Here is a 21,461-nt window from a genome sequence, read left to right on the forward strand (position 1 = left end):
AGTGCGACAACATTCAAGTTAAAAGTCCTTCCTATTGGGGAGGATTTAGGAGCGGACTAAAACTCAATATCCTTCTCAACCTCTGCATCACCACGTTTCACGATAACTTTAGTTTTATCTCCAGTATCAAATGTAGATAACACGCGCATATAACTCATCAAATCGATCACTAAACTATCACCGAGTTTCACAACAATATCTCCTTTTTTAAGTCCTGCTTTTTGCGCTGGTTTGTCTTCACTAATTCCGTCAATTCGCATGCCTTTTCCATCAAAAAGATAATCAGGAATCACACCTAAACCCACCTTAAAACGAGGCACCTCTTCAGTTTCATTTTTTGTTTTTCTAAACGGTAATTTACCATTATCATCTAAATCTGAAATGATATCAAATATATATGATGAAATGGTTTCCATCCCTTCGTAATTTAGCTTTTGATTGTCATCACTAGGTTTGTGATAATCCTCATGCTGTCCTGTAAAAAAGTGCAATACCGGAATGTCACTATTATAAAAAGAGGTATGATCACTTGGTCCCACTCCAGATTCGTTTTGTATAATTTTAAAATTAGAATTATTGGCTTTTACAACCTGCTTTAAAATTGGCGATGTACCAACACCATAAACCGCTAATGTGCTATCTTGTTTTAATCGTCCAACCATATCCATATTAAGCATGAAATTAGCTTTTGATAAGTCTATAGTTGGGTTTTTCGTGAAGTAATTTGAGCCTAATAATCCCATTTCCTCACCAGAAAAAGCCATGAATAAATAATTATTCCCTTTGTTTGCAGACTTTAATTTTTGAGCAAGATTTAAAAGTACTGCCACACCACTTGCGTTGTCATCTGCTCCATTATGAATTTCTTTAGTGTCACCTCTAAACAAAGACCCTTCTGCACCATACCCCAAATGATCATAGTGCGCTCCTATAATAATCGTGTTTTCTGCTTGGTTATCTAAAAAACCAATCACATTAGTTCCTGTAATTGTACTATCGCCATCCTTGATAATATAATTAACTTCTTGATGTGGATCTGTTTTTGGCTTAAATGAAAATGTTTGTAAATAACCTTTTGTTCCTTCTGCTTTTAAGCCTAAATCCTCAAAACGTTCTGCTATATACTTTGCTGCGGCTTTCTCTCCATCAGTTCCTGTTTGACGACCTTCGAGTTTATCGTCTGCTAAAAAAGCAACGTCTTCTTTAATAGTTACAACATCAATTTTTTCTTCGGAATTTGTCTTACAAGCGGTTAAAACCGTCAAAAAAAGAACAATAATTAGGTGATTAATACGCATATATCTTAATTTTACACAAATTTAGTTAATAATTAGCAGATGAAATACATAGTTGTAGCACTAATAGCACTCACCTTTTTAAACTGTAAAAACGAATCTCAAACGACTTCCAAAGAGAATAAAAAACAACTAACAGAAACTATAGAAGCTGGTAAAGACACATTAATTTACCCTGAAGAAAAGCACTTTAAAGCCATTAGACAAGTCACCTTTGGTGGAGATAATGCAGAAGCTTATTGGAGTTTTGATGACAAGCAATTGGTCTTTCAATCTAATAATAAAGCATGGAACGTAGGCTGTGACCAAATGTTTTTAATGAATGCTAACGAAACATTTACAGCTAGTATTGCTCCTCCAATGTTGTCAACCGGAAAAGGACGTACAACATGTGCTTACTTTTTACCAGATAACAAACACATCATTTATGCCTCTACACATTTAAAACAAAATGAATGTCCAGATACACCAATACGAAATGAAAACGGAAAATACATCTGGCCAATCTATGACAGCTATGACATTTTTGTAGCAGATTTAGAAGGTAATATTATTAAACAATTAACGAATGAAATTGGATACGATGCGGAACCAACAGTATCGCCAAAGGGTGATAAAATTGTGTTCACCTCTACAAGAAGTGGAGATTTAGAATTGTACACCATGAATATTGATGGAAGCGATGTAAAACAAATCACGAACGAATTAGGTTATGATGGAGGCGCTTTCTTTTCTCCTGACGGAACAAAACTCATCTTTAGGTCGTCACGTCCAAAAACAGAACAAGAGATCAAAGAATACAAAGATTTATTAGCTGAAGGCTTAGTTGAACCAACTGAAATGGAACTGTATATCTGTAATGCAGATGGTAGTGATTTGCGTCAATTAACCGACTTAGGAAACGCAAATTGGAGTCCGTTTTTTCATCCTTCAGGAAATAAAATCTTATTCTCTTCAAATTTTGAAGCAGAGCGCGGATTTCCTTTTAATTTATATCTAATTGACCTTGATGGGAAAAACCTAGAACGTGTAACTCATGGTGAAACTTTTGATGCGTTTCCTGTGTTTTCAAATGACGGTAAACATTTAGCGTTTTCTTCAAATAGACATAATGGTGGTGGACGCGATACGAATTTGTTTATTGCAGAATGGCAAGACTAACAAATACCTTTGAAAAAAGAGATCTCTTAATCTTACATCACCTACTTCAGAAGAATATTTAGAAATGACGATTTTTGAAAGCCTAAACATTGGTGGTTATTGTTTGAATCTATTTCTTGTACCCAAAGGCACAAAACAAAAACCACATTATTATTTCTTCCAATATGTCCTCCCGACTGGACTTAACATATTGAATTTACTAAAAGGTTTTTGGAATCTAAATCGAAAATAGACTTTATGGTCTACTCTAATAAGCATTGACTAAAAGGTCTTCTTTAAAGCACATTTCCGAATAAAAATTAGTTATTCACCTTATTTAAACGATCACGCTCATCTGTTTTAATGTTGCGCTCATTAGATTCTAATCGTGTGTTACCGAATTTATAACGGAAACCTAACTTTATATAACGCGTATCTACATCTGAAAAACCTCTGCTAAACTGGTTTTGATACCTTACGCTGGTTGTAGCATCTTGCATATTAAACAAATCACTAACCGAAAGTGAAAGCACTCCTTTTTTCTTTAAGATGCTCTTAGATATTGCTAATTCTGAAAACAAACGATCTTCCACAATTTGAAACCCCTGCAAATTCTGTCCGACCCATGTGAGCGTAAATGATGCATTAAGACTACTGTCTTTTAGAAACGTCCAATCATTTTGCAAAACAGAATAATTAGACCAGAGGCTTTGATTTACAAAACCGTTACCAAAATCTGTTTCTTCTTCAATATTATAAAATGACGTTACCGCATAAATAGACCAACGGTCTGTGACATTAAAATAGGTTAGAAAGTCAAAACCGTATTCAACAGTCTTGTCAAAATTGACGCTAATATATTCTACCTCATTTGTTGTATTATTTTGTCTTGGAATCTCTGATATAGCGCCATCATAATTTTTATAATAAGCCTCAATAGTCAATAAATCACTAAATAATGTGGTTCCTATAACCGCATGGTCAGTAAAGGTTGGTACCAAATTAGGGTTTCCTGAAACGACATAATTTTCATTTAAAAAGAACCTAAATGGGTTCAAATCTGCATAGCCAGGACGCGCTATACTGCGTTTGTAATTAGCGTACACATTATAACGGTCGCTAATATTGTATTGTACACTCGCATTAGGAAACCACTCCAAATAGTCTTGTGTATTTATTTGAGTTGTAGATAAAGACACGCCCTCTATATTAGTTTGCTCAGCTCGCAGTCCTGCATTGAGACTCCATTTTTCAGTATTAGATGCGTAATTGGCATAAGCAGCATAAATACGTTCGTCATAATCAAAAGCATCTGAATTTAGATTGTCTATAGTTTCAGTTCCTGTATTGGGATCGACATCAAATTGACTGATATCACTTACCGTTTTTATATTAGAAGTCTTTACACCTGCCTCAAACTCTGAACTATCATTGATGGGTAAACTATAGTCTAATTTTGCTGCAAATATTTGAGTGTCTTGGTTGGCGTTAGTATTAAATGCAGACGCATTTATAAAATCGTTGTTGACATCAAAAAAATTGCTTAAAACGGCTTGATTTCTTTCATAATTATAAGTCGTAAAATGACCATTAAACGTTAATGAGCCTTTGGTAAGGCTATGCCTAAAATTAAGATCTACGCCTACATTATATTTATTATCACGAGATAAATTATCTGCTGTAAAACGCTCTAAAAAAGCGTTGTTTATATCTGTAATCAATGTATTATTATTGATACTGTATTTAAAGTAGGGTATATAAATCGTATTTGAGGAAAGGCTCAACGTATTGTTGTCATTGATAAAATAGTCAAAATTTGTGTTTAGACTGTGGGTTTCAGACCATGTGTTTCTATTAGTTAATGAACGCCAAGATTCATTTATAGCATTCGAATTATCTAGAAAATTAACCATATCGTCACCACCTCTATTTATTTTATCTTTTGAATAGTTATAATTGACGTTAAAACTGATGTCCTTATTTTTAAAAAAATGACTTGTTCCTAAATCATACCTTGGAAAAACACCTTGTGTAAAGTTAGAATTCACACTTCCTCGATACCCTGTAATCAAGTTTTTGCTCATTATGATATTTAAAACAACACCACTTTCTGCATCATATCGTGCTGAGGGATTTGTAATCACCTCAATAGATTTAATAGAATTTGCTGAAGACCCTTCTAATAATTGATTTAAATCTTCCGAAGATAAATTCACCTTTCTATCATTAATATATACCGTAGGATTAGAGTTTTTAACAGTAATCTCATCACCTAAAACCAAAACTCCTGGAGTGCTTTTGAGCACTTGAAGCATGTTACCTTCAACCAAAGCTGTCTTTTCTATATTGAAGATGAGCCTATCTGCCTCTCTTCTTAACGTAGGTTTTTTTACTGTAATATTAATTTGATCTAAACTTTCAACAGCATCTTCTAATGTAATCGTTTTTAAATCTAAGCTCCCAGTAAGTACAACTTTTTGCTCATATGTTTGATAGCCTATAAAACTTACTTTAAGAATATAAGTATTAGACTCGAGATTATTAATAATAAAAAACCCACTTGCATCTGTAGATGTTCCTTTTAGAACTTCGCTTTGATCGGTGTTAAAAACAATAATATTTGCAAATTCAATAGCCCTATCATGAGCATCTAATATTTTTCCAGAAATAGAATATTCTTGACCATAACCCAAGGAAGAATACAATAAAAATAAGGAGAAAATGTGGAGAAGTTTCAAAATTAGTTTGGGTTTAATAGTGCAATATACTATTTGTTTTTTAATGATAATTACGGTTTATCCGTAGTTAATGTGCTTTTTGTCAACATTAATGATATTGTATGCGTAATAATTCGATTATATTTGCAAATCATAATGAAGATGAATTAAAGTTTATGAAGAACATCAGGAATTTTTGTATAATCGCACATATTGACCACGGTAAAAGTACACTAGCAGATCGTTTATTAGATTACACTGGTACTGTGACCGATCGGGAAAAACAAGACCAACTTTTAGATAGTATGGATTTGGAGCGTGAGCGTGGTATTACTATAAAGTCACATGCTATTCAAATGGATTATACGTTTGAAGGCGAGGACTACGTGCTCAATCTTATTGACACACCTGGTCACGTAGATTTCTCTTATGAAGTGTCACGATCTATAGCGGCTTGTGAAGGTGCTTTATTAATTGTTGATGCTGCTCAAAGTATACAAGCACAGACCATTTCTAATTTATATTTAGCTTTAGAGAATGATTTAGAAATTATTCCTGTTTTAAATAAGATAGATTTACCAAGTGCTAATCCAGAAGAAGTTACAGATGATATCGTTGAGCTTTTAGGATGTGATCCAGAAGAAGTAATCCATGCAAGTGGTAAAACAGGCTTTGGGATTGATAAAATTTTAGAAGCGATTATTAAACGTGTTCCTGCTCCTAAAGGGAGTGTAGAAGCGCCATTACAAGCATTAATTTTTGATTCAGTTTACAATACCTTTAGAGGTATTGAAACTTACTTTAGAGTTTTTAATGGTGAAATAAAAAAAGGACAAAAGATTAAGTTTCTCGCAACAGGTAAAGACTATTTTGCAGATGAAGTTGGAACTTTAAAATTAACCCAAGTCGCTAAAAAAAGTGTAAAAGCTGGAGATGTTGGCTACTTAATTACAGGTATTAAAACAGCCAAAGAAGTTAAGGTGGGAGATACCATTACAGACTTTGCAAACCCTACCACTAATATTGTTGAAGGTTTTGAAGATGTAAAACCAATGGTTTTTGCTGGTATTTACCCTGTCGATACAGAGGATTACGAAGAACTTCGTAACTCTATGGAAAAATTACAATTAAACGATGCATCGTTAGTATTTCAACCTGAAAGTTCGGCGGCTTTAGGCTTTGGTTTTCGTTGTGGCTTTTTAGGAATGCTCCACATGGAAATCATTCAAGAACGTCTAGAACGTGAGTTCGATATGACTGTAATTACAACGGTTCCCAATGTGTCATATAATGCATACACTAACAAAAATCCAGATGTCGCTTTTATTGTAAATAATCCTACTGACTTACCTGAGCCAACGACCGTAAATCGTGTTGAAGAGCCTTATATTAAAGCTACTATTATTACAAAATCTGACTTTGTAGGTAATGTGATGTCTCTATGTATTGAAAAGCGTGGTATCGTTCTAAATCAAACCTATTTAACTCCAGAACGTGTTGAATTAACTTTTGAAATGCCTCTTGCTGAAATCGTCTTTGATTTTTATGATCGTCTCAAAACGGTATCTAAAGGCTATGCCTCTTTTGATTATTCTCCTATCGGAATGAAAGTGTCTAAACTTGTAAGATTAGACATTTTATTGAATGCACAAACTGTAGATGCACTTTCTGCCTTAATTCATACCGACAACGCTCAACATATAGGTAAGAAAATGTGTGAAAAACTGAAAGAATTAATTCCAAGACAACAGTTTGATATTCCTATTCAAGCTGCAATTGGTGCTAAAATTATTTCTCGCGAAACGATTAAAGCTTTGCGTAAAGATGTAACTGCTAAATGTTATGGTGGAGATATTTCTCGTAAGCGTAAATTGTTAGAAAAACAGAAAAAAGGTAAAAAACGTATGCGTCAAGTGGGTAATGTAGAAATACCTCAACAAGCCTTTATGGCTGTACTAAAGTTGAACGATTAGCTAATAACTCCTTTGAAAAAAGGAGTCTCTTTGCTGAAAAACACACGAGACTTTTTGGAATAAATTGATACCAATGTATAGGTCTACCTTTTACACCCATGAGCCTTGTAATCTTAGCTTCATTTTTAGTTTTTGTACTAAGAGATTGAGCAAATCTAAATCATGGTTTTTCTGAGAGTTTAGAAAAAGAAACTGTACAGCAATCAATAGCAAAATTTATGGACAACATGAGGTCTTTTATTTCGCAGTGAGTATATCTTTATTCCGAAGAAAAATTTAAATCACCTATTATAAAATAGAGCTCATACGCTCGTCGTAATTTTTAATCCTCTTAAGCAACAGTTTCAACATCAAAAGGTTTCCCTAAATAAACTAAGTGCCAATTTTCACCAATCTCTTCAATGTCTTTATTGTAAGAAGAAATAATTTTGATTTCAGAAGCTTCATTTTTAATAAACAACGGAATAATTTCTTTATCATTATCACACAGTTCAATTAAGCTTTCATAATGCGCCTTATCTTTTAGCTCAATTTCTTGAATACTAGGAAATTTTCTAACAACATTACTAAGCGTTGCAAAATCATCTGTATGTGAAAACAAGCCCACCTTAGGGTTGTTGTTACTGTCACGCATTTCATCTACACTAACTAATCTAAAAGCCCCATTCTCACCAAATTGTTTACTAAACTTATTTATGGCGTATTTATTTATATCATTACTCGCCGTTAATGCCATTAAATAACCCATATCATTTAGTTCTATATTATCCATTAGAGTATCAGAATAAATATTAGTATTTATAGCCTCAAGTCCTAACTCTTTAGCTTTATCAATATTAGTTTGATTACTATCTATTAATACCACATGTCTTCCATTTGACTCTAAATAATGACCAATAAGTCTAGATACCTTAGAGGCTCCAACTATTAATGTACCATTAGACTTTGTTAAAAACACACCAACTAACTTAGCAAATAATCGCGCTGTTGTTGCATTTAGTAATACCGTCCCTAATACAATCATAAACACCAGTGGTGTAATATATTCCGCACCTTCAACACCTTGTTTTAGTAACTTACTTCCAAAAAGAGAGGCAATACCCGCTGCTACAATTCCTCGTGGTCCAACCCAGCTTATAAAGAGTTTTTCATTAAGTGTTAATTGAGAACCTTGAGTACTTATAAATACAGCTAATGGTCTTATGACAAATACAACAATAGCGAAAAGCACTGCTGTTTTCCAAGTATATAATAACAATAGATCTTCAATATTAATGTTTGCAGCGAGGAGTATAAATAATATAGAAATTAATAATACACTAAGAGATTCTTTAAAATACAAGAGTTCTTTAAGGTTTGTTAGTTTTCCGTTTCCTAATACCATTCCCATTACCACTACTGCTAATAAGCCCGATTCGTGAGCAAAAAGTTCAGACTCAACAAAAACAAGAAGTACCGTAGAAAGTGCTACTACATTTAGTAAATAATGTGGAATAAATTTCTTGTTAATTGCGAAAGCTAAAGCATGCGCAAAAGTGAACCCAAAAGTAGTACCAAATAGCACAATTTTACCAAATTCTAAAAATGCTGTTTTTGTGAATCCGCTATCACCTCCAACGCTAATAAATTCAAATACTAGTACAGCTACTAATGCGCCAATTGGGTCAATCAAAATACCTTCCCATTTTAGAATAGTAGAAATATCTTTTTTAAGGGGAATATTTCTCAAAATAGGCGTAATTACTGTTGGTCCTGTAACGATTATTAAACCAGAAAATAGAAATGACAAATCCCAACTCAATTCAAAAATATAATGCGCTAAAATACCTGCGCCAAAGAAAGTCACCGCAGATCCAAGTGTAATTAGCTTAGTTATTACGGGTCCAACATTTTTAATTTCAGATCGTTTTAGTGTTAATCCGCCTTCAAAAAGAATAATACTTATGGCTAATGACACAAAATAATATAAACTGTCACCAGGAAAGAGTCCTTTTTCTCCATTCCAAATTGGCTCAATCCATTTGGTTCCATCTTCGCTTAAAAATTCTGCAGCAATTGGCCCAACCAAAAGCCCAATTAAAATTAATGGTAATATTGCTGGAATTTTTAATTTCCAAGCCACCCATTGCGCTAATATTCCTAAGATAATAATCCCTGCTAATTCTAACATGTAATATTTTTTTCAAAGTTAAATATAATTTAAACTATTTGAACAGCTTTTAAAAAAGAGCTTAAAAACGATGAGGAGCACAAATATTTCAAAAGGCATAAAAAAAATATTAACTTACCCTCGAAATTGATTTTTAATAGCACTTGACCAACAAAAAATTTAAAACCATAGGTATTGGAGTTGCATTTTCTCCAAACCTAAAAGCAAACCTTTACGAAGCTGCACGACTATCGCTCTCTTTTAAGAGTAAGTTGGTGCTTATTCATGTTGGTGAAAAATCTCGTAAAAAAAAGGAACAAATTTTAGACATTATACAACCGTTTCTAAAAGACAACCTCAGCTATGATCTCGTTTTTAAGACTGGTAATCCTGTAGATGTGATTTTATCGGTTTCCGAAGAAAAAAAAGTGGACTTGCTCATTTTGGGAGCACTTCAAAAAGAGAATTTTGTACAGTATTACCTAGGAACCATTGCTAGAAAAATCACGAGGCAAGCAAATTGCTCTATTTTATTACTTATTAAACCTTCTGTAGAACGCATACCTTGTAAACACATTGTTGTTAACGGGCTCGACAACCCGAAAACCAAACAAACTATTACCACAGCGTATTATTTGTCTCACAAACTACAATCTAAAAAAATTACAATTGTTGAAGAAATCACAAAGCAAGAAATCGCTGTGAGTGTAGATGATGATAAATCACTTCGAAAATATGCCATCATTAAAGAGCGTCTAAAAATGCGTGAAGACTCTCGTATAAACTCTATTATTAACGAAATCCCTGATGACTATAAGTCTAATATTGTTACAAAAACACAATCTATCTTTGGAACACGAGGCTACAGTATTGGTCACTATGCTCAATTTGTTAGAGCAGATTTATTAGTGATGAATGCGCCAACAAAAACCAGCTTTTGGGATCGTCTTTTCCCACATGATATCGAATATATTTTATCTGAGTTGCCAACAGACGTTTTAATCATTCAATGACAAAAAAAAAGAACAGCATAGCGCTCATTTTAAAGCAACTCCCTAAAAATATATTTTCTGGATTTGTGGTAAGTTTAATTGCTTTGCCATTAGGTCTAGGACTTGCCATGGCAAGTGACGCTCCAGCAATTGCTGGCGTTATCACTGCAATTGTTGGTGGTGTAGTCGTATCCATTTTAGGGGGAAGTCATGTAACCATTACAGGTCCAGGAAACGGGTTGGTAGGTGTTACCTTAGTTGCTATTACAACTCTTGGTCTAGAAGGTGCTTATGCAGCTATTATATGCTCTGGTCTATTAATTATGTTACTTGGTTTTTTACGTATGGGGAATCTTTCTGATTTTTTCCCCTCCTCTGCCATTCAAGGTATGCTTGCTGCTATTGGGCTTATCATTCTAGGTAAGCAGTTTCATATTATGTTTGGTCATAAAATTACTCGAGACAATACTATTGACTACTTGATTGAAATCCCATATACAATAAATGATGCATTACATTACGAAAATACAGGCCTCATATATGCAGCTGCTGCGGGACTAATAAGTTTAGCGATTATGGTGTTTTATCCAAAGCTTAGAAATAAGTATTGGCACTTAATACCAGCCCCAATGTGGATTGTTGTCTTATCAATAGGGTTTAGCTACTATTTTGAATTGGTCTTACATCAAGACAACCCAATTGCTCAAGACTACATGATACCTGCAATTCCTTCATTTGCTGAAATCACTACTCAATTACCAAAAATCTCATTTTCAAAAGTTGGTAGTCTAGCGTTTTGGGGAAGTGTGTTTTCTCTCACCTTAATTGCGAGTATTGAATCCCTTTTGAGTATCAAAGCGGTTGATAAATTAGATCCCGAAAAACGTCGCTCTAACGTAAATAAAGATTTAAAAGCTTTAGGGCTAGGAACAATAGCGAGTGGTTTTGTTGGTGGATTAAATGTCGTTACTGTAATTGCTAGAAGTTCGGTAAACGTTAATAATGGAGGAAGCAACAGGTCCTCTAACTTTTTTCATGCGTTCTTTCTTGTGGTATTTATTGTGGTATTTAGTTCTCAATTAACTCGTATTCCTTTGCCTGCTCTCATGGCTATTTTGGTATATACCGGTTATAAATTAGCATCACCAGATTTAATAAAGAAAATATTTTCTGTAGGAAAAGAACAACTCATCATCTTTTTTGTGACACTTCTTACCACCTTAAAGTTTGGATTAATTCTAGGAATTTCTGCAGGCGTAATCATCACTATAGTCATACATTTTATAATCAATAAAAACGTCACATTGTTTTTAAGGCATTGGATAAAACCAAATGTATTGATGTTTAAAGAGGATGATAATAAATCTAACTATTACGTTAGTGTAAAACATTTTTGCACGTTTGCCAATTTTTATAGATTAAAGCAAAAACTAGATGTGATTGCTGCAGATCAAGATGTCATAGTAGACTTTTCTATGTGTGATTTTGTAGATCATACAGTCATGGAAAATCTTAATAACTATCAAGGTATATTCACTAAAAATGGAGGTCATTTTGATATTGTAGGTTTGGATATACACGATGCAGATTCTAAGCATCCTTTTGCGTTGCGGAAAATTGTTGCAGTACCTAAATTATTTGGATATAATCTTACAAAAAGACAAGAAAACCTTGAGACTATTGCAAAAGATTACCACCTTACTTATAGTGCAGATATAAATAAAAACACTGCTTTTCTAAATCCTTTTCTATTTTTTAAAACAAAGCAACCCAATTATATTTACAATGAATTAGAAGACGAAAATGCAAACACTAAATTATTTGATATCGAATTTTCTGAAGGCGAGTTTATAGCTAAAGAAGTCGTAAGAACATCTATGCTTCATATTGATTTAAATGAAACGATTCCGGTGTTCTCTTTAGATAGAGAAACCATAATAGATAAGGTCTATGCAATTGCTGGATTTAAAGATATTAACTTTGATGACCATCAAGATTTCTCAAAACGATTTCATTTGGTAGGAGAGCATATAGAAGCCATTAAAACATTCTTCACGAATGAGTTAATTCACTTTTTTGAGAGTAATCCATATTATCATATAGAATCTAATGGCAATAGTTTACTCATTTTTAGTACCCAGCGCTTGGCTAGTACTAAGGAAATTAAAGCGCTCTTAGATTTTGGGAAACGACTAAAAGATGTCATTCCAAAGAGCCTTTAATTCGTATTAGTCTTTATCCTTAGTCATCTCTTCAGATCGATAATACACTCTTTTTAAACTCCTCTTTAATAAAAGAAATCTATAAATTCCAATGATAAAAAAAAGCGCACTAAAAACCAATGCCGTTAATGCTAAATACTTGAAGTTCGTAAAGTCTTTAAGCTGAAAAAAGGCGATGGCTCCCAAGAGTAAATACAATGACGATCGTATATAAGACAAAAGTGTGCGCTCATTAGCCAAACGGGTTCTTTCAATTGCCAAATAATCTCTAAGTATAACACGCTCGTCTGGTTCAAAATCACGACCAAACTTCAATAATTTTATTCCCTTTTTTTTAGACTTCTGCTTCATCTTGTAACGTTTTCTCTTGTAAATGTAAATTTTTATACTCCAAATACGATTATGACCATTCAAAAGTGTTAAAAATACCTCAATAATTGGTGCTAAACTTAAGTATTGTATACTGCTTTTAGTAATTTGCATTTCAATTATTTTTAGAGATGAAATTATATCCAATTAATGCTGGTAATTTTAAGTTAGATGGAGGTGCCATGTTTGGTGTTGTTCCTAAAACTTTATGGACCAGAACAAATCCTTCCGATAACAATAATATGATAGATATTGCCGCACGTTGTTTGCTTATAGAAGATAGCGATAGGTTGATACTAATCGATACAGGTATGGGAAATAAGCAAAGTGATAAGTTTTTTGGCTACTATCATCTTTGGGGAAATAACAGCATTGACAATTCTTTAAAAACTCATGGTTTTCATCGTGATGACATTACAGATGTTTTCATGACCCATTTGCATTTTGACCATTGTGGTGGAAGTATACAATGGAATGCCGATAGAACAGGTTATGAAACTGCTTTTAAAAACGCACATTTTTGGAGTAACAAGAATCACTGGGAATGGGCGACCAAACCAAACAAGAGAGAAAAAGCCTCCTTCTTAAAAGAGAATATTTTACCTATGGAAGACAGTGGTCAGTTAAAATTCACCAACCTTCCGCAGAAAGATATATTAAAAAATTCGCCACTTGGATTCGATATTTTTTTTGCTAATGGTCATACAGATAAGCAAATGATTCCAATGATTCAATATAAGGGAAAAACGATATGTTTTATGGCAGATTTGCTACCAACTGTTGGTCATTTACCATTACCTTTTGTTATGGGATATGATACACGACCTCTATTGTCTTTAGATGAAAAAGAACGCTTTTTAAACCTAGCAGCAGATCATAATTATTACTTATTTCTAGAGCATGATGCGCACAATGAAATTATAACCGTACAACACACAGAAAAAGGCGTCCGACTTAAAGATACATTTAAAACAAACGATATATTTAATTAAAACCAGTATAAACCCAGCGTGTTAAGCGTTATCTCTTAAAATAAGATTATTAGCGAACAACATGTGACCATTAAAAAACAATAAACATAAACACATGAAGTACTTATTTAAACCATTTTTATACACCGTATTCTTATCAGCCATTTTATTTGGTTGTAGCGCAACATCAGGAGTGCTTTCTACTCCAATAGAAAATATTGACACCTCTCCTTTAAAGGAAGCAGAGCTAACTGAAAGTGAAAAAAATACGTGGTCTCATTTAGATCTAGTAAAAGATACCATTCCTGGAATGAGTGTCGATAAAGCATACAGTGAGATTGTTAAGAATAAAAAAGGAAAAACAGTTATTGTTGCGGTTATTGATAGCGGAACAGATATAGATCATGAAGATTTAGATGATGTCCTTTGGACGAATAAAAACGAAGTTCCTAATAACGGAAAAGATGATGACAACAATGGTTACATTGATGATATTCACGGTTGGAATTTTCTTGGTGATGGGTACGATGAGCAATTAGAATACGTTAGAATTCTAGCCGCAGGAGACAAAAACACTCCAAGATATGCTGAAGCAGAAGCATTGTATACTAGCGAATATCAAAAATACGTAGGTTACAAAACTCAATATGAGCAAATTTCTCAGCAGGTTAATGCAGCAGATGAGATTTTAACCAAACACTTTGGCAAATCTGACTATAACAAAAAAGAGGTTACTGCTATCAAAACCGAAGATGAAAAACTAGGCCAAGCGGTGCAAGTAGCTCAATTTATTTATAGCAATAATATGAAGTCCTTGGCAGACGCTAAGAAAGAGTTTAAAAATGGACTGGAAAGCATCAACGATAGACTAAATGCCAATCTTAATAAAGAGCTAAAAGGACGTACAACAGGAGATAATCCTAATGATTTAAACGATAAAGTAGGTTATGGTAACAATAATCCTAGACCCTCTAAAAAAACAGAAAGTCATGGAACTCACGTTACTGGCATTATCGCTGCAGAGCGCAACAATAATAAAGGAATGAATGGTGTTGCAAATAATGTTCAAATTATGGCAATTCGCGCTGTACCTAATGGAGATGAATATGACAAGGACATTGCTCTTGCAATTCGCTATGCTGCAGATAATGGTGCCAAAGTCATCAATGGTAGTTTTGGTAAGTCATTCTCACCAAATAGCCAATGGGTAAGAGACGCTATTAAATATGCTGCAGATAAAGATGTTCTTTTTGTCCATGCTGCTGGTAATGACAGTGAGGATATTGATATCGCTTCTAATTTCCCAAATGACGCTGTTGGTACAGGTCCAGAAATTTCAGATAATGTAGTTACTGTAGGGTCGTTAACTAGCACCTATGGTTCATCAATGGTCTCTAGTTTTTCTAACTTCGGAAAAGTCAATGTTGACGTTTTTGCTCCTGGAAGTGATATTTATTCTACAATGCCAGAAAATGAATACGAGATGAATAGTGGTACCTCAATGGCTTCACCAAATGTTGCAGGAGTTGCAGCTTTAATTCGCTCACAATATCCAAGCTTAACGGCATCGCAAGTAAAGAAGGTTTTAATGGACTCTGGTTTACCAATTAAAGCAAAAGTTACAATAGGAGAAAACAAAGACGTAAAATCGCTCAACGAGATTTCTACATCTGGTAGAATAGTTAACGCTTATAACGCGTTGATTATAGCATCACGAATGGCAAACTAAAAGGAATTCCGAAGAAAAAAATAAATATGAGATTTAGATTAAGCACACTCTTACTGCTATGCGTAACATTTTTTTCTTCGGAAATTAATGCGCAAGACACCACAATAGAATATAAAACAGATTATTATTGGCAACAACAAACCGATTACATAATGGACATTGATATGGACGTAAAAACCTATCAATTTACAGGAAAACAGACTATAAAATACACCAATAATTCGCCAGACGATTTGTCTCGTGTCTTTTATCACCTGTATTTCAATGCCTTTCAACCTGATAGTGAAATGGATGCGCGTTTACAAAGTATTACAGATCCAGATGGTAGAATGACTGATAACGTTGGAACTAAAGAAAACCCGATTTTTGAAAGTCGCATATCAAAATTAAAAGACGATGAAATTGGTTTTATCAAAGTGTCTTCTTTAAACCTTAATGGAAAAGCCCTTAGTTACGAAATTGAAGGTACTATTATGATTGTGGATTTAGAGACACCAATCAAAGCAGGAGAAACTGTAGATTTTAATATGGTTTTTAATGGGCAAGTGCCTGTTCAAATTCGTCGTTCTGGTAGAAATAATAAAGAGGGTGTTGCTTTATCAATGGCACAATGGTATCCTAAATTAGCAGAGTATGATACCGAAGGATGGCATGCAGATCCATATATAGCACGTGAATTTTATGGTGTTTGGGGAAATTTTGATGTAAAAATCACTATAGATAAAGACTATATTATTGGCGGTACAGGTAATTTACAAAATGCAGACGAGATTGGATATGGTTATACACCTAACGACGTTAAGCATAAAGGAAAAAAGCTAACGTGGCATTTTATTGCACCTAACGTTCATGATTTTACTTGGGCTGCTGATAAAGATTATATTCATGATACAATGCAAGTTCTTAATGGGCCAATGCTTCACTTCTTTTACAAAAATGATTTACCGAAAGACAACCTAGAAAGCTGGAAAAAAATGCAACCTAAAACGGTTGAGTTGATGCAGTATTTTAGTGAGCATATTGGGAAATACCCTTTTGATCAGTATTCTGTGATTCAAGGAGGTGATGGCGGAATGGAATATGCAATGTCAACACTTATCACAGGAAATCGCAGTTATGGCAGTTTAGTTGGTGTGACAGCTCACGAAATGGCGCATACATGGTTTCAGTTTTTACTGGCAACCAATGAAGCTAAGCATGAGTGGATGGATGAAGGCTTTACAAGCTATATTTCTACTTTAGCTATGAACGAGATTATGGATGAGAAAAAAGAAAACCCATTAAGTAGATCTTATCTTGGATATGCTTTTCTAGCAAATTCTGGTGTTGAACAACCGTTAACGACGCATGCCGATCGTTATAATATTAATCAAGCCTATGGGATATCAGCCTATAGTAAAGGAGCAGTTTTCATCTCTCAATTAGGTTACATTATTGGTGATGATAATTTAAAAACAACTATAAAAAAGTACTATACAGATTTTGCTTTTAAACATCCAAAACCACTCGACATTGTGCGAACGGCAGAACGTGTTTCGGGTTTAGAATTAGATTGGTATCTCATCGATTTTGCGCAAACTACAAACACAATAGACTACGCTGTAACAAACGTAGAAGACAAAAAAGTAACTCTAGAGCGCATTGGATTAATGCCAATGCCATTAGACCTGACAATTACGTATACAGATGGTTCTACTGAGGATTTTTACATCCCATTACGTATGATGCGTGGTGCAAAAAAAACCTCAGCAACTGTAAAAGATGATTGGGCTTGGGCATATCCAACATATACACTAGAAACCTCTAAAACTGTAAAATCTGTGCAACTTGATCCTAAAGGGTTGATGGCAGATATAAAGCAAGATAATAATGTGTATCCTGTAGCTACAGAATAATTATATCGTGTACCTTCCTAAAATAGATTGACAGATTTTACATAAATTAAGAAAAGCCAAAACAAATAAATGTTCTGGCTTTTTTTAATACCATAGTTCATTTTTATAAGCCTCAATTTTAGAGGAGTGTTCTCTATTGTAAAGCAACAAATGGGTCTCGTTTATTTTTTTATTCCTATATCCTAACAAGTGAAAAATAGATTTAGCGAAAAACTTAGCTATATTTAAATTAACCTTAAGAACGTTTTTATTCTTATTATCCCAAGATATTCCTGGAAACAGAACTAAAAGACTATCAAATTTTAAATGACGTAATCCTGCTGAAAGCTTTAAGAAAAATGGCTTGATAGGCTTAATAATAAAAAAACCTTCCTCTCCTTTAGATTGGTATAATGGCATAAAAAGTCTAGCATTATATGTTGATTTGACCATCTGTTGATTACTCGTTGCTAAAATTGTTCCTTTTACGATATCCTGAAAGCTTTTAAAACCAGAGTTCATTTTAAAAACCTCATCTCTCTTTATGTGATATAGATATACCACTTCAAAAATATCGGATAAATGATTTGCGTTTATTTGAAGTTGTTGATAAAGTACTTGACATTGAGGGATGTGTTTCTGCTCTATAACGGTCACGTTCCTTAGCGCTAAATAAATAAAAGAGATACAGTTCTCTATAGCTTCTTTTTCATCATGTTGTCCTGACTCAAATCCAAGAGACACATATCCTAATTCATTAATAAAACTAAGTAAAGGACCATTTAAATACTCTTCAATTCCTAAAACAATAGGTACAGGAAATAACTTAGAAAATTTCCTATTAATTAGCGCATCATTAATCGTAATAAAGGGAAGTGTTTTGCTTGAAGTCGTATGAAAATCGATAAAATAAAATGGTCCAGAATTAGAACTAATGATGCGTTCTATTAATTTAAATAACTCGATTTGTTCTTGCTCTTCGGTATTTAAAGTCTCTTTAAGTTTGAGCGCTTCTAATTGTTTTTGGGTCCAAAGCCTATTTAGGTCTTTATCCAGATAACGTTGGTTTTCTTTTAGCGCCTTAAGGTTACCCGAAACACCATAAATAGTGCCAGAAACTGTTTCGGGTTTAATTGTATCAAGTACCTCTTGTAAGGCAAACACACCTGCTGTTTCATTGCCGTGAATACCAGCAAAAAAGACAATTGTAGCACCTTTATGAACCCCTTTAATATGGCCCAAGACCCGATTAATAGATATCGTTTTGTGTATGGCTTTATTATAAATTTGAGTCATTTGTCTTAAAGATCTTTAGACGTTAATATGCCAACTAATTTTTTCCCCTTCACAACAGGAAGACAACTAATATTGTTTTCTAGCATTCTCTGTTTCGCTTCTGCAATAGGTGTATCTTTAGTAATAGTTATGAGCTCATCTTTCATAAAGTTTTGAACACATTTAGTACTTTCTTCAATTTCGTTAATGTGATTTTTTATATCTGTCCAGCTTAATAAACCAACCAAATTTTTTTTATTATTTATAACTGGCATGTGATGAATATTTTTCCATTGCATAATATGAATAACAAGTTCCAAACTATCTTTTTTGTCAACTGAGAACAAATCAGTATTCATCACATGAACTACTTTTTTATCGATATCAAATGTGGTATGCACCTCTTTATCTAAAATTTTCCAAGTAGACACCGGATAATCACATTCTTGCTTTAAATACATATTTGCTGTTAATACTTGTAATGCTTCAATAGGTTTTTTTCTTTTTAGTAGATTTCTATAGCTTTTCTTAAGCCATTCTGAACCATTATGTATGTTGACTCTATTTTCTATAACGGTTAAGTAGTTCTCTGCATCTCTAGGTAAAACTCCCTTTTTATAAAGCCCTTTATATGCCATTGGTAATAATTCATCTAAAATTAAACGCTTACTAGAAATGAGCTTACCTTTCCATTTAAATTGCGCTGCCATTCCATATCTAGCAGCTTTAAAAAAATTAGATTTAACATCTTTAAAGTCCATTGTTTCATGGATATTATCTTCAGATTTTGGTCGTCCAACCATAATACCAACCCAGAACATCATATTAGCAATTTCATCTTTCGTTGTTGGTCCAGAAGGGATATACCTGTTTTCAATTCTTAGATGTGGTTTCCCGCCTCCAACACCATAGCATATACGATTCCAACGGTAAACCGTCCCATTATGAATGCTTAGCGCTTTCAACTTCGGAATCTCTCCATTTTGTAACATTTCTATACTGTCTTTCTCAAATTCAGCGGTCACCAAACTTCTAAATCTTGAAATATTATCTTTAAAAATATCTGTGATACTTCCAGTTTCCCAATGATTTCCAAAGCTCACCCTAGATTGTTTTTCATTTAATAAAAACGAATTAGCTCTAGTATCTACGCTCTGTGTAAATAATGCGATTCGGGTTTCACTCCACAGCTCTTTTCCGAAGAGAAACGGGGAATTTACACAGATACTAAGCACAGGACCAGATATCGTCTGGGCCCAATTATAACTTTGAATAAAATCGTCTGGGTGAATTTGTAAGTGTGTCTGAAAGCTAGTGTTGCAACCTTCTAACATTAGGGAATCATGTAATAGGTTTAGTTCGTCTACACCTTTTATATGGATATTAAAATCTTGCTTTCTAGATACTTTTATCGCATCGTTAAGCACATAGTATCGCTGAATTGGCGTCATGTTATCAATAGTGATATATTTGAGTGATAACGTGGGTAAAATACCTGTAAGCGCAATTCTTGTGTTGTACTTATCTGCAACTATTTTGGCTTTATTTAAAAGGTCTTTAAGCTGTTGATGCAATTTGGAAAAGCAATCTGCTTTGAGTTCAAAAGGATCTAAATTAATCTCAAGATTATAGTTTCCAATTTCTGTAGTAAAATGATGGTCGTTAATCTCTTTTAAAATGTCTAGTGCATTTCCATTTGGTAAGAATTCCTCATTAACCAGGCAAAACTCTTGTTCTGCACCAATGCGAATAGGTGCTTTTTCAATCATATTGTTTTCAATCATAAAATCTAAAGCTTCAATATCCTTAATTAGCTGGTGGATATAATTGGCTTTATCTTTCTTTTTTGAAAGTTTAGTAACGTGTAAATTTCCCATAATTATGACTGTTTTAAATGCAACTAAAATTACTTCAAACTTTAGATTTAAAATATGATTTAAGTCATGGTTTATAGAACGTTATGGTTAAACAAAAATGATAAAAAGGGTTTTTTAGCGCTCACTAACGCCAATCTAATAGGAATGCAAACAAGAGAAATAAAATCACCTAAAAATCGGTACGTTTATTATGAAATTTGTGCTTTCTATTCACGTTACTAAAAGGAAAAAGCTGTTACCATCTTTATTCACAGAAGAGAACTAGCAGGTGAATAATGAAAAGCTTAAAAAACTCAAAGTCACAATCTATGTCGTGTGGCTTTTTTTGTGAGATAAGTTGGTCAATTGGTCGATTAAAACTTTAAAACAATTATCAATCGTTTTAAATTTACTTTATTTGTTTTACAATGATTAGCAAAACTTATAAATCCTATTAAATAGTAGTATTCTAGATGTCATTTTCATATTCTAAAAAAGAAAAGCTTAAAAGCCAAAAACTCATAGAACAGCTGTTTTCCGAAGGGAAATCGGTTAGTGCTTACCCATTGCGCATGGTGTATCTAAAGTCAAATTTTGATGAGGATACACAATTTAAAACAGGAGTTACAGTAAGTAAACGTAATTTAAAAAAAGCAGTGGATCGAAATCGCATCAAACGCTTATTGAGGGAAGCCTACCGCCTTAATAAAAGTGAGTATTTTAACAACATTTCATCATGTTATACGTTAATGATTTTGTACATTGGTAAGGATAAAACGGATTTTGATTCCGTAAACAAAAAAATGAAACAACTTTTAGAGACTTTTTCTAAAAAAGTGTCGCCTGAATAAATGATATTATCCTTATGAAACGTCTATCAATAATAGGTAATTATAAAG

The 21,461-nt window shown here is 33.5% G+C and carries 14 protein-coding genes; 8 read left to right on the forward strand and 6 right to left on the reverse strand.

The window, feature by feature from the left end; genetic code table 11:
- Positions 1-56 precede the first annotated feature (56 nt).
- Positions 57-1,298 carry a M28 family peptidase gene (locus tag H593_RS0100090; RefSeq protein WP_037051099.1) on the reverse strand — a complete coding sequence of 414 codons (1,242 nt, stop codon included), beginning with the start codon at positions 1,296-1,298 and terminating at the stop codon, positions 57-59.
- Positions 1,299-1,337: 39 nt separating this feature from the next.
- Between H593_RS0100090 and H593_RS0100095 the strand changes: the two genes are divergently transcribed.
- A complete protein-coding gene (locus H593_RS0100095) occupies positions 1,338-2,456 on the forward strand; it encodes a TolB family protein (protein WP_028870527.1) in 1,119 nt (372 codons plus the stop codon).
- A 299-nt stretch (positions 2,457-2,755) separates the two neighbouring features.
- On the opposite strand, the gene H593_RS0100100 is transcribed toward H593_RS0100095, so the two are convergent.
- Entirely contained in the window at positions 2,756-5,173 is a 2,418-nt protein-coding gene (locus tag H593_RS0100100) for a TonB-dependent receptor domain-containing protein (protein WP_245584979.1), read from the reverse strand.
- A gap of 155 nt (positions 5,174-5,328) precedes the next feature.
- Here H593_RS0100100 and lepA point away from each other — a divergent pair, with 155 nt between their 5' ends.
- Positions 5,329-7,125 (forward strand): translation elongation factor 4, encoded by a 1,797-nt coding sequence (gene lepA, locus H593_RS0100105; protein ID WP_028870529.1) that lies wholly within the window; start codon positions 5,329-5,331, stop codon positions 7,123-7,125.
- Between the two features lie 331 nt (positions 7,126-7,456).
- Here lepA and H593_RS0100110 read toward each other — a convergent pair whose 3' ends face one another.
- Positions 7,457-9,295, reverse strand: coding sequence for a cation:proton antiporter (locus tag H593_RS0100110; protein WP_028870530.1), 1,839 nt, complete (start codon positions 9,293-9,295; stop codon positions 7,457-7,459).
- A gap of 143 nt (positions 9,296-9,438) precedes the next feature.
- Between H593_RS0100110 and H593_RS0100115 the strand changes: the two genes are divergently transcribed.
- On the forward strand, positions 9,439-10,287 hold the full coding sequence (locus H593_RS0100115) for a universal stress protein (RefSeq protein WP_028870531.1): 849 nt from the start codon (positions 9,439-9,441) through the stop codon (positions 10,285-10,287).
- Positions 10,284-12,488, forward strand: coding sequence for a SulP family inorganic anion transporter (locus H593_RS0100120; protein ID WP_028870532.1), 2,205 nt, complete (start codon positions 10,284-10,286; stop codon positions 12,486-12,488). The genes H593_RS0100115 and H593_RS0100120 overlap by 4 nt, the downstream gene beginning before the upstream one ends.
- Positions 12,489-12,494: 6 nt before the next feature.
- On the opposite strand, the gene H593_RS0100125 is transcribed toward H593_RS0100120, so the two are convergent.
- Positions 12,495-12,971 (reverse strand): DUF202 domain-containing protein, encoded by a 477-nt coding sequence (locus H593_RS0100125; RefSeq protein ID WP_245584980.1) that lies wholly within the window; start codon positions 12,969-12,971, stop codon positions 12,495-12,497.
- Positions 12,972-12,988: 17 nt separating this feature from the next.
- Here H593_RS0100125 and H593_RS0100130 point away from each other — a divergent pair, with 17 nt between their 5' ends.
- The 3 genes from H593_RS0100130 (at position 12,989) to H593_RS0100140 (ending at position 17,452) form a co-directional block, all read left to right on the forward strand.
- Complete coding sequence (locus tag H593_RS0100130) at positions 12,989-13,849, forward strand: MBL fold metallo-hydrolase (protein ID WP_028870534.1); 861 nt, start codon at positions 12,989-12,991, stop codon at positions 13,847-13,849.
- Positions 13,850-13,943: 94 nt separating this feature from the next.
- Positions 13,944-15,557 carry a S8 family peptidase gene (locus tag H593_RS0100135; RefSeq protein WP_028870535.1) on the forward strand — a complete coding sequence of 538 codons (1,614 nt, stop codon included), beginning with the start codon at positions 13,944-13,946 and terminating at the stop codon, positions 15,555-15,557.
- Positions 15,558-15,583: 26 nt separating this feature from the next.
- Positions 15,584-17,452, forward strand: a complete 1,869-nt coding sequence (locus H593_RS0100140) for a M1 family metallopeptidase (protein WP_028870536.1) — start codon at positions 15,584-15,586, stop codon at positions 17,450-17,452.
- An 84-nt stretch (positions 17,453-17,536) separates the two neighbouring features.
- On the opposite strand, the gene H593_RS0100145 is transcribed toward H593_RS0100140, so the two are convergent.
- Both H593_RS0100145 and H593_RS0100150 read right to left on the reverse strand, forming a co-directional pair.
- On the reverse strand, positions 17,537-18,727 hold the full coding sequence (locus H593_RS0100145; RefSeq protein WP_028870537.1) for a succinylglutamate desuccinylase/aspartoacylase family protein: 1,191 nt from the start codon (positions 18,725-18,727) through the stop codon (positions 17,537-17,539).
- A 5-nt stretch (positions 18,728-18,732) separates the two neighbouring features.
- On the reverse strand, positions 18,733-20,583 hold the full coding sequence (locus H593_RS0100150) for a glutamate-cysteine ligase family protein (RefSeq protein ID WP_028870538.1): 1,851 nt from the start codon (positions 20,581-20,583) through the stop codon (positions 18,733-18,735).
- A gap of 452 nt (positions 20,584-21,035) precedes the next feature.
- Between H593_RS0100150 and rnpA the strand changes: the two genes are divergently transcribed.
- On the forward strand, positions 21,036-21,413 hold the full coding sequence (gene rnpA, locus H593_RS0100155; RefSeq protein ID WP_028870539.1) for a ribonuclease P protein component: 378 nt from the start codon (positions 21,036-21,038) through the stop codon (positions 21,411-21,413).
- The last annotated feature ends 48 nt before the right edge of the window (positions 21,414-21,461 follow it).

This window comes from Psychroserpens burtonensis DSM 12212 (assembly GCF_000425305.1).
Classification (GTDB): Bacteria; Bacteroidota; Bacteroidia; order Flavobacteriales; family Flavobacteriaceae; genus Psychroserpens; species Psychroserpens burtonensis.

What these genes read in the sequence shown, in the direction of transcription:
- H593_RS0100150 (WP_028870538.1), bottom strand. Translation starts at nt 20,583, where the DNA reads ATGGGAAATTTACACGTTACTAAACTTTCAAAAAAGAAAGATAAAGCC.
- H593_RS0100145 (WP_028870537.1), bottom strand. Translation starts at nt 18,727, where the DNA reads ATGACTCAAATTTATAATAAAGCCATACACAAAACGATATCTATTAAT.
- lepA (WP_028870529.1), top strand. Translation starts at nt 5,329, where the DNA reads ATGAAGAACATCAGGAATTTTTGTATAATCGCACATATTGACCACGGT.
- H593_RS0100130 (WP_028870534.1), top strand. Translation starts at nt 12,989, where the DNA reads ATGAAATTATATCCAATTAATGCTGGTAATTTTAAGTTAGATGGAGGT.
- H593_RS0100090 (WP_037051099.1), bottom strand. Translation starts at nt 1,298, where the DNA reads ATGCGTATTAATCACCTAATTATTGTTCTTTTTTTGACGGTTTTAACC.
- rnpA (WP_028870539.1), top strand. Translation starts at nt 21,036, where the DNA reads ATGTCATTTTCATATTCTAAAAAAGAAAAGCTTAAAAGCCAAAAACTC.
- H593_RS0100095 (WP_028870527.1), top strand. Translation starts at nt 1,338, where the DNA reads ATGAAATACATAGTTGTAGCACTAATAGCACTCACCTTTTTAAACTGT.
- H593_RS0100120 (WP_028870532.1), top strand. Translation starts at nt 10,284, where the DNA reads ATGACAAAAAAAAAGAACAGCATAGCGCTCATTTTAAAGCAACTCCCT.
- H593_RS0100110 (WP_028870530.1), bottom strand. Translation starts at nt 9,295, where the DNA reads ATGTTAGAATTAGCAGGGATTATTATCTTAGGAATATTAGCGCAATGG.
- H593_RS0100135 (WP_028870535.1), top strand. Translation starts at nt 13,944, where the DNA reads ATGAAGTACTTATTTAAACCATTTTTATACACCGTATTCTTATCAGCC.
- H593_RS0100140 (WP_028870536.1), top strand. Translation starts at nt 15,584, where the DNA reads ATGAGATTTAGATTAAGCACACTCTTACTGCTATGCGTAACATTTTTT.
- H593_RS0100125 (WP_245584980.1), bottom strand. Translation starts at nt 12,971, where the DNA reads ATGCAAATTACTAAAAGCAGTATACAATACTTAAGTTTAGCACCAATT.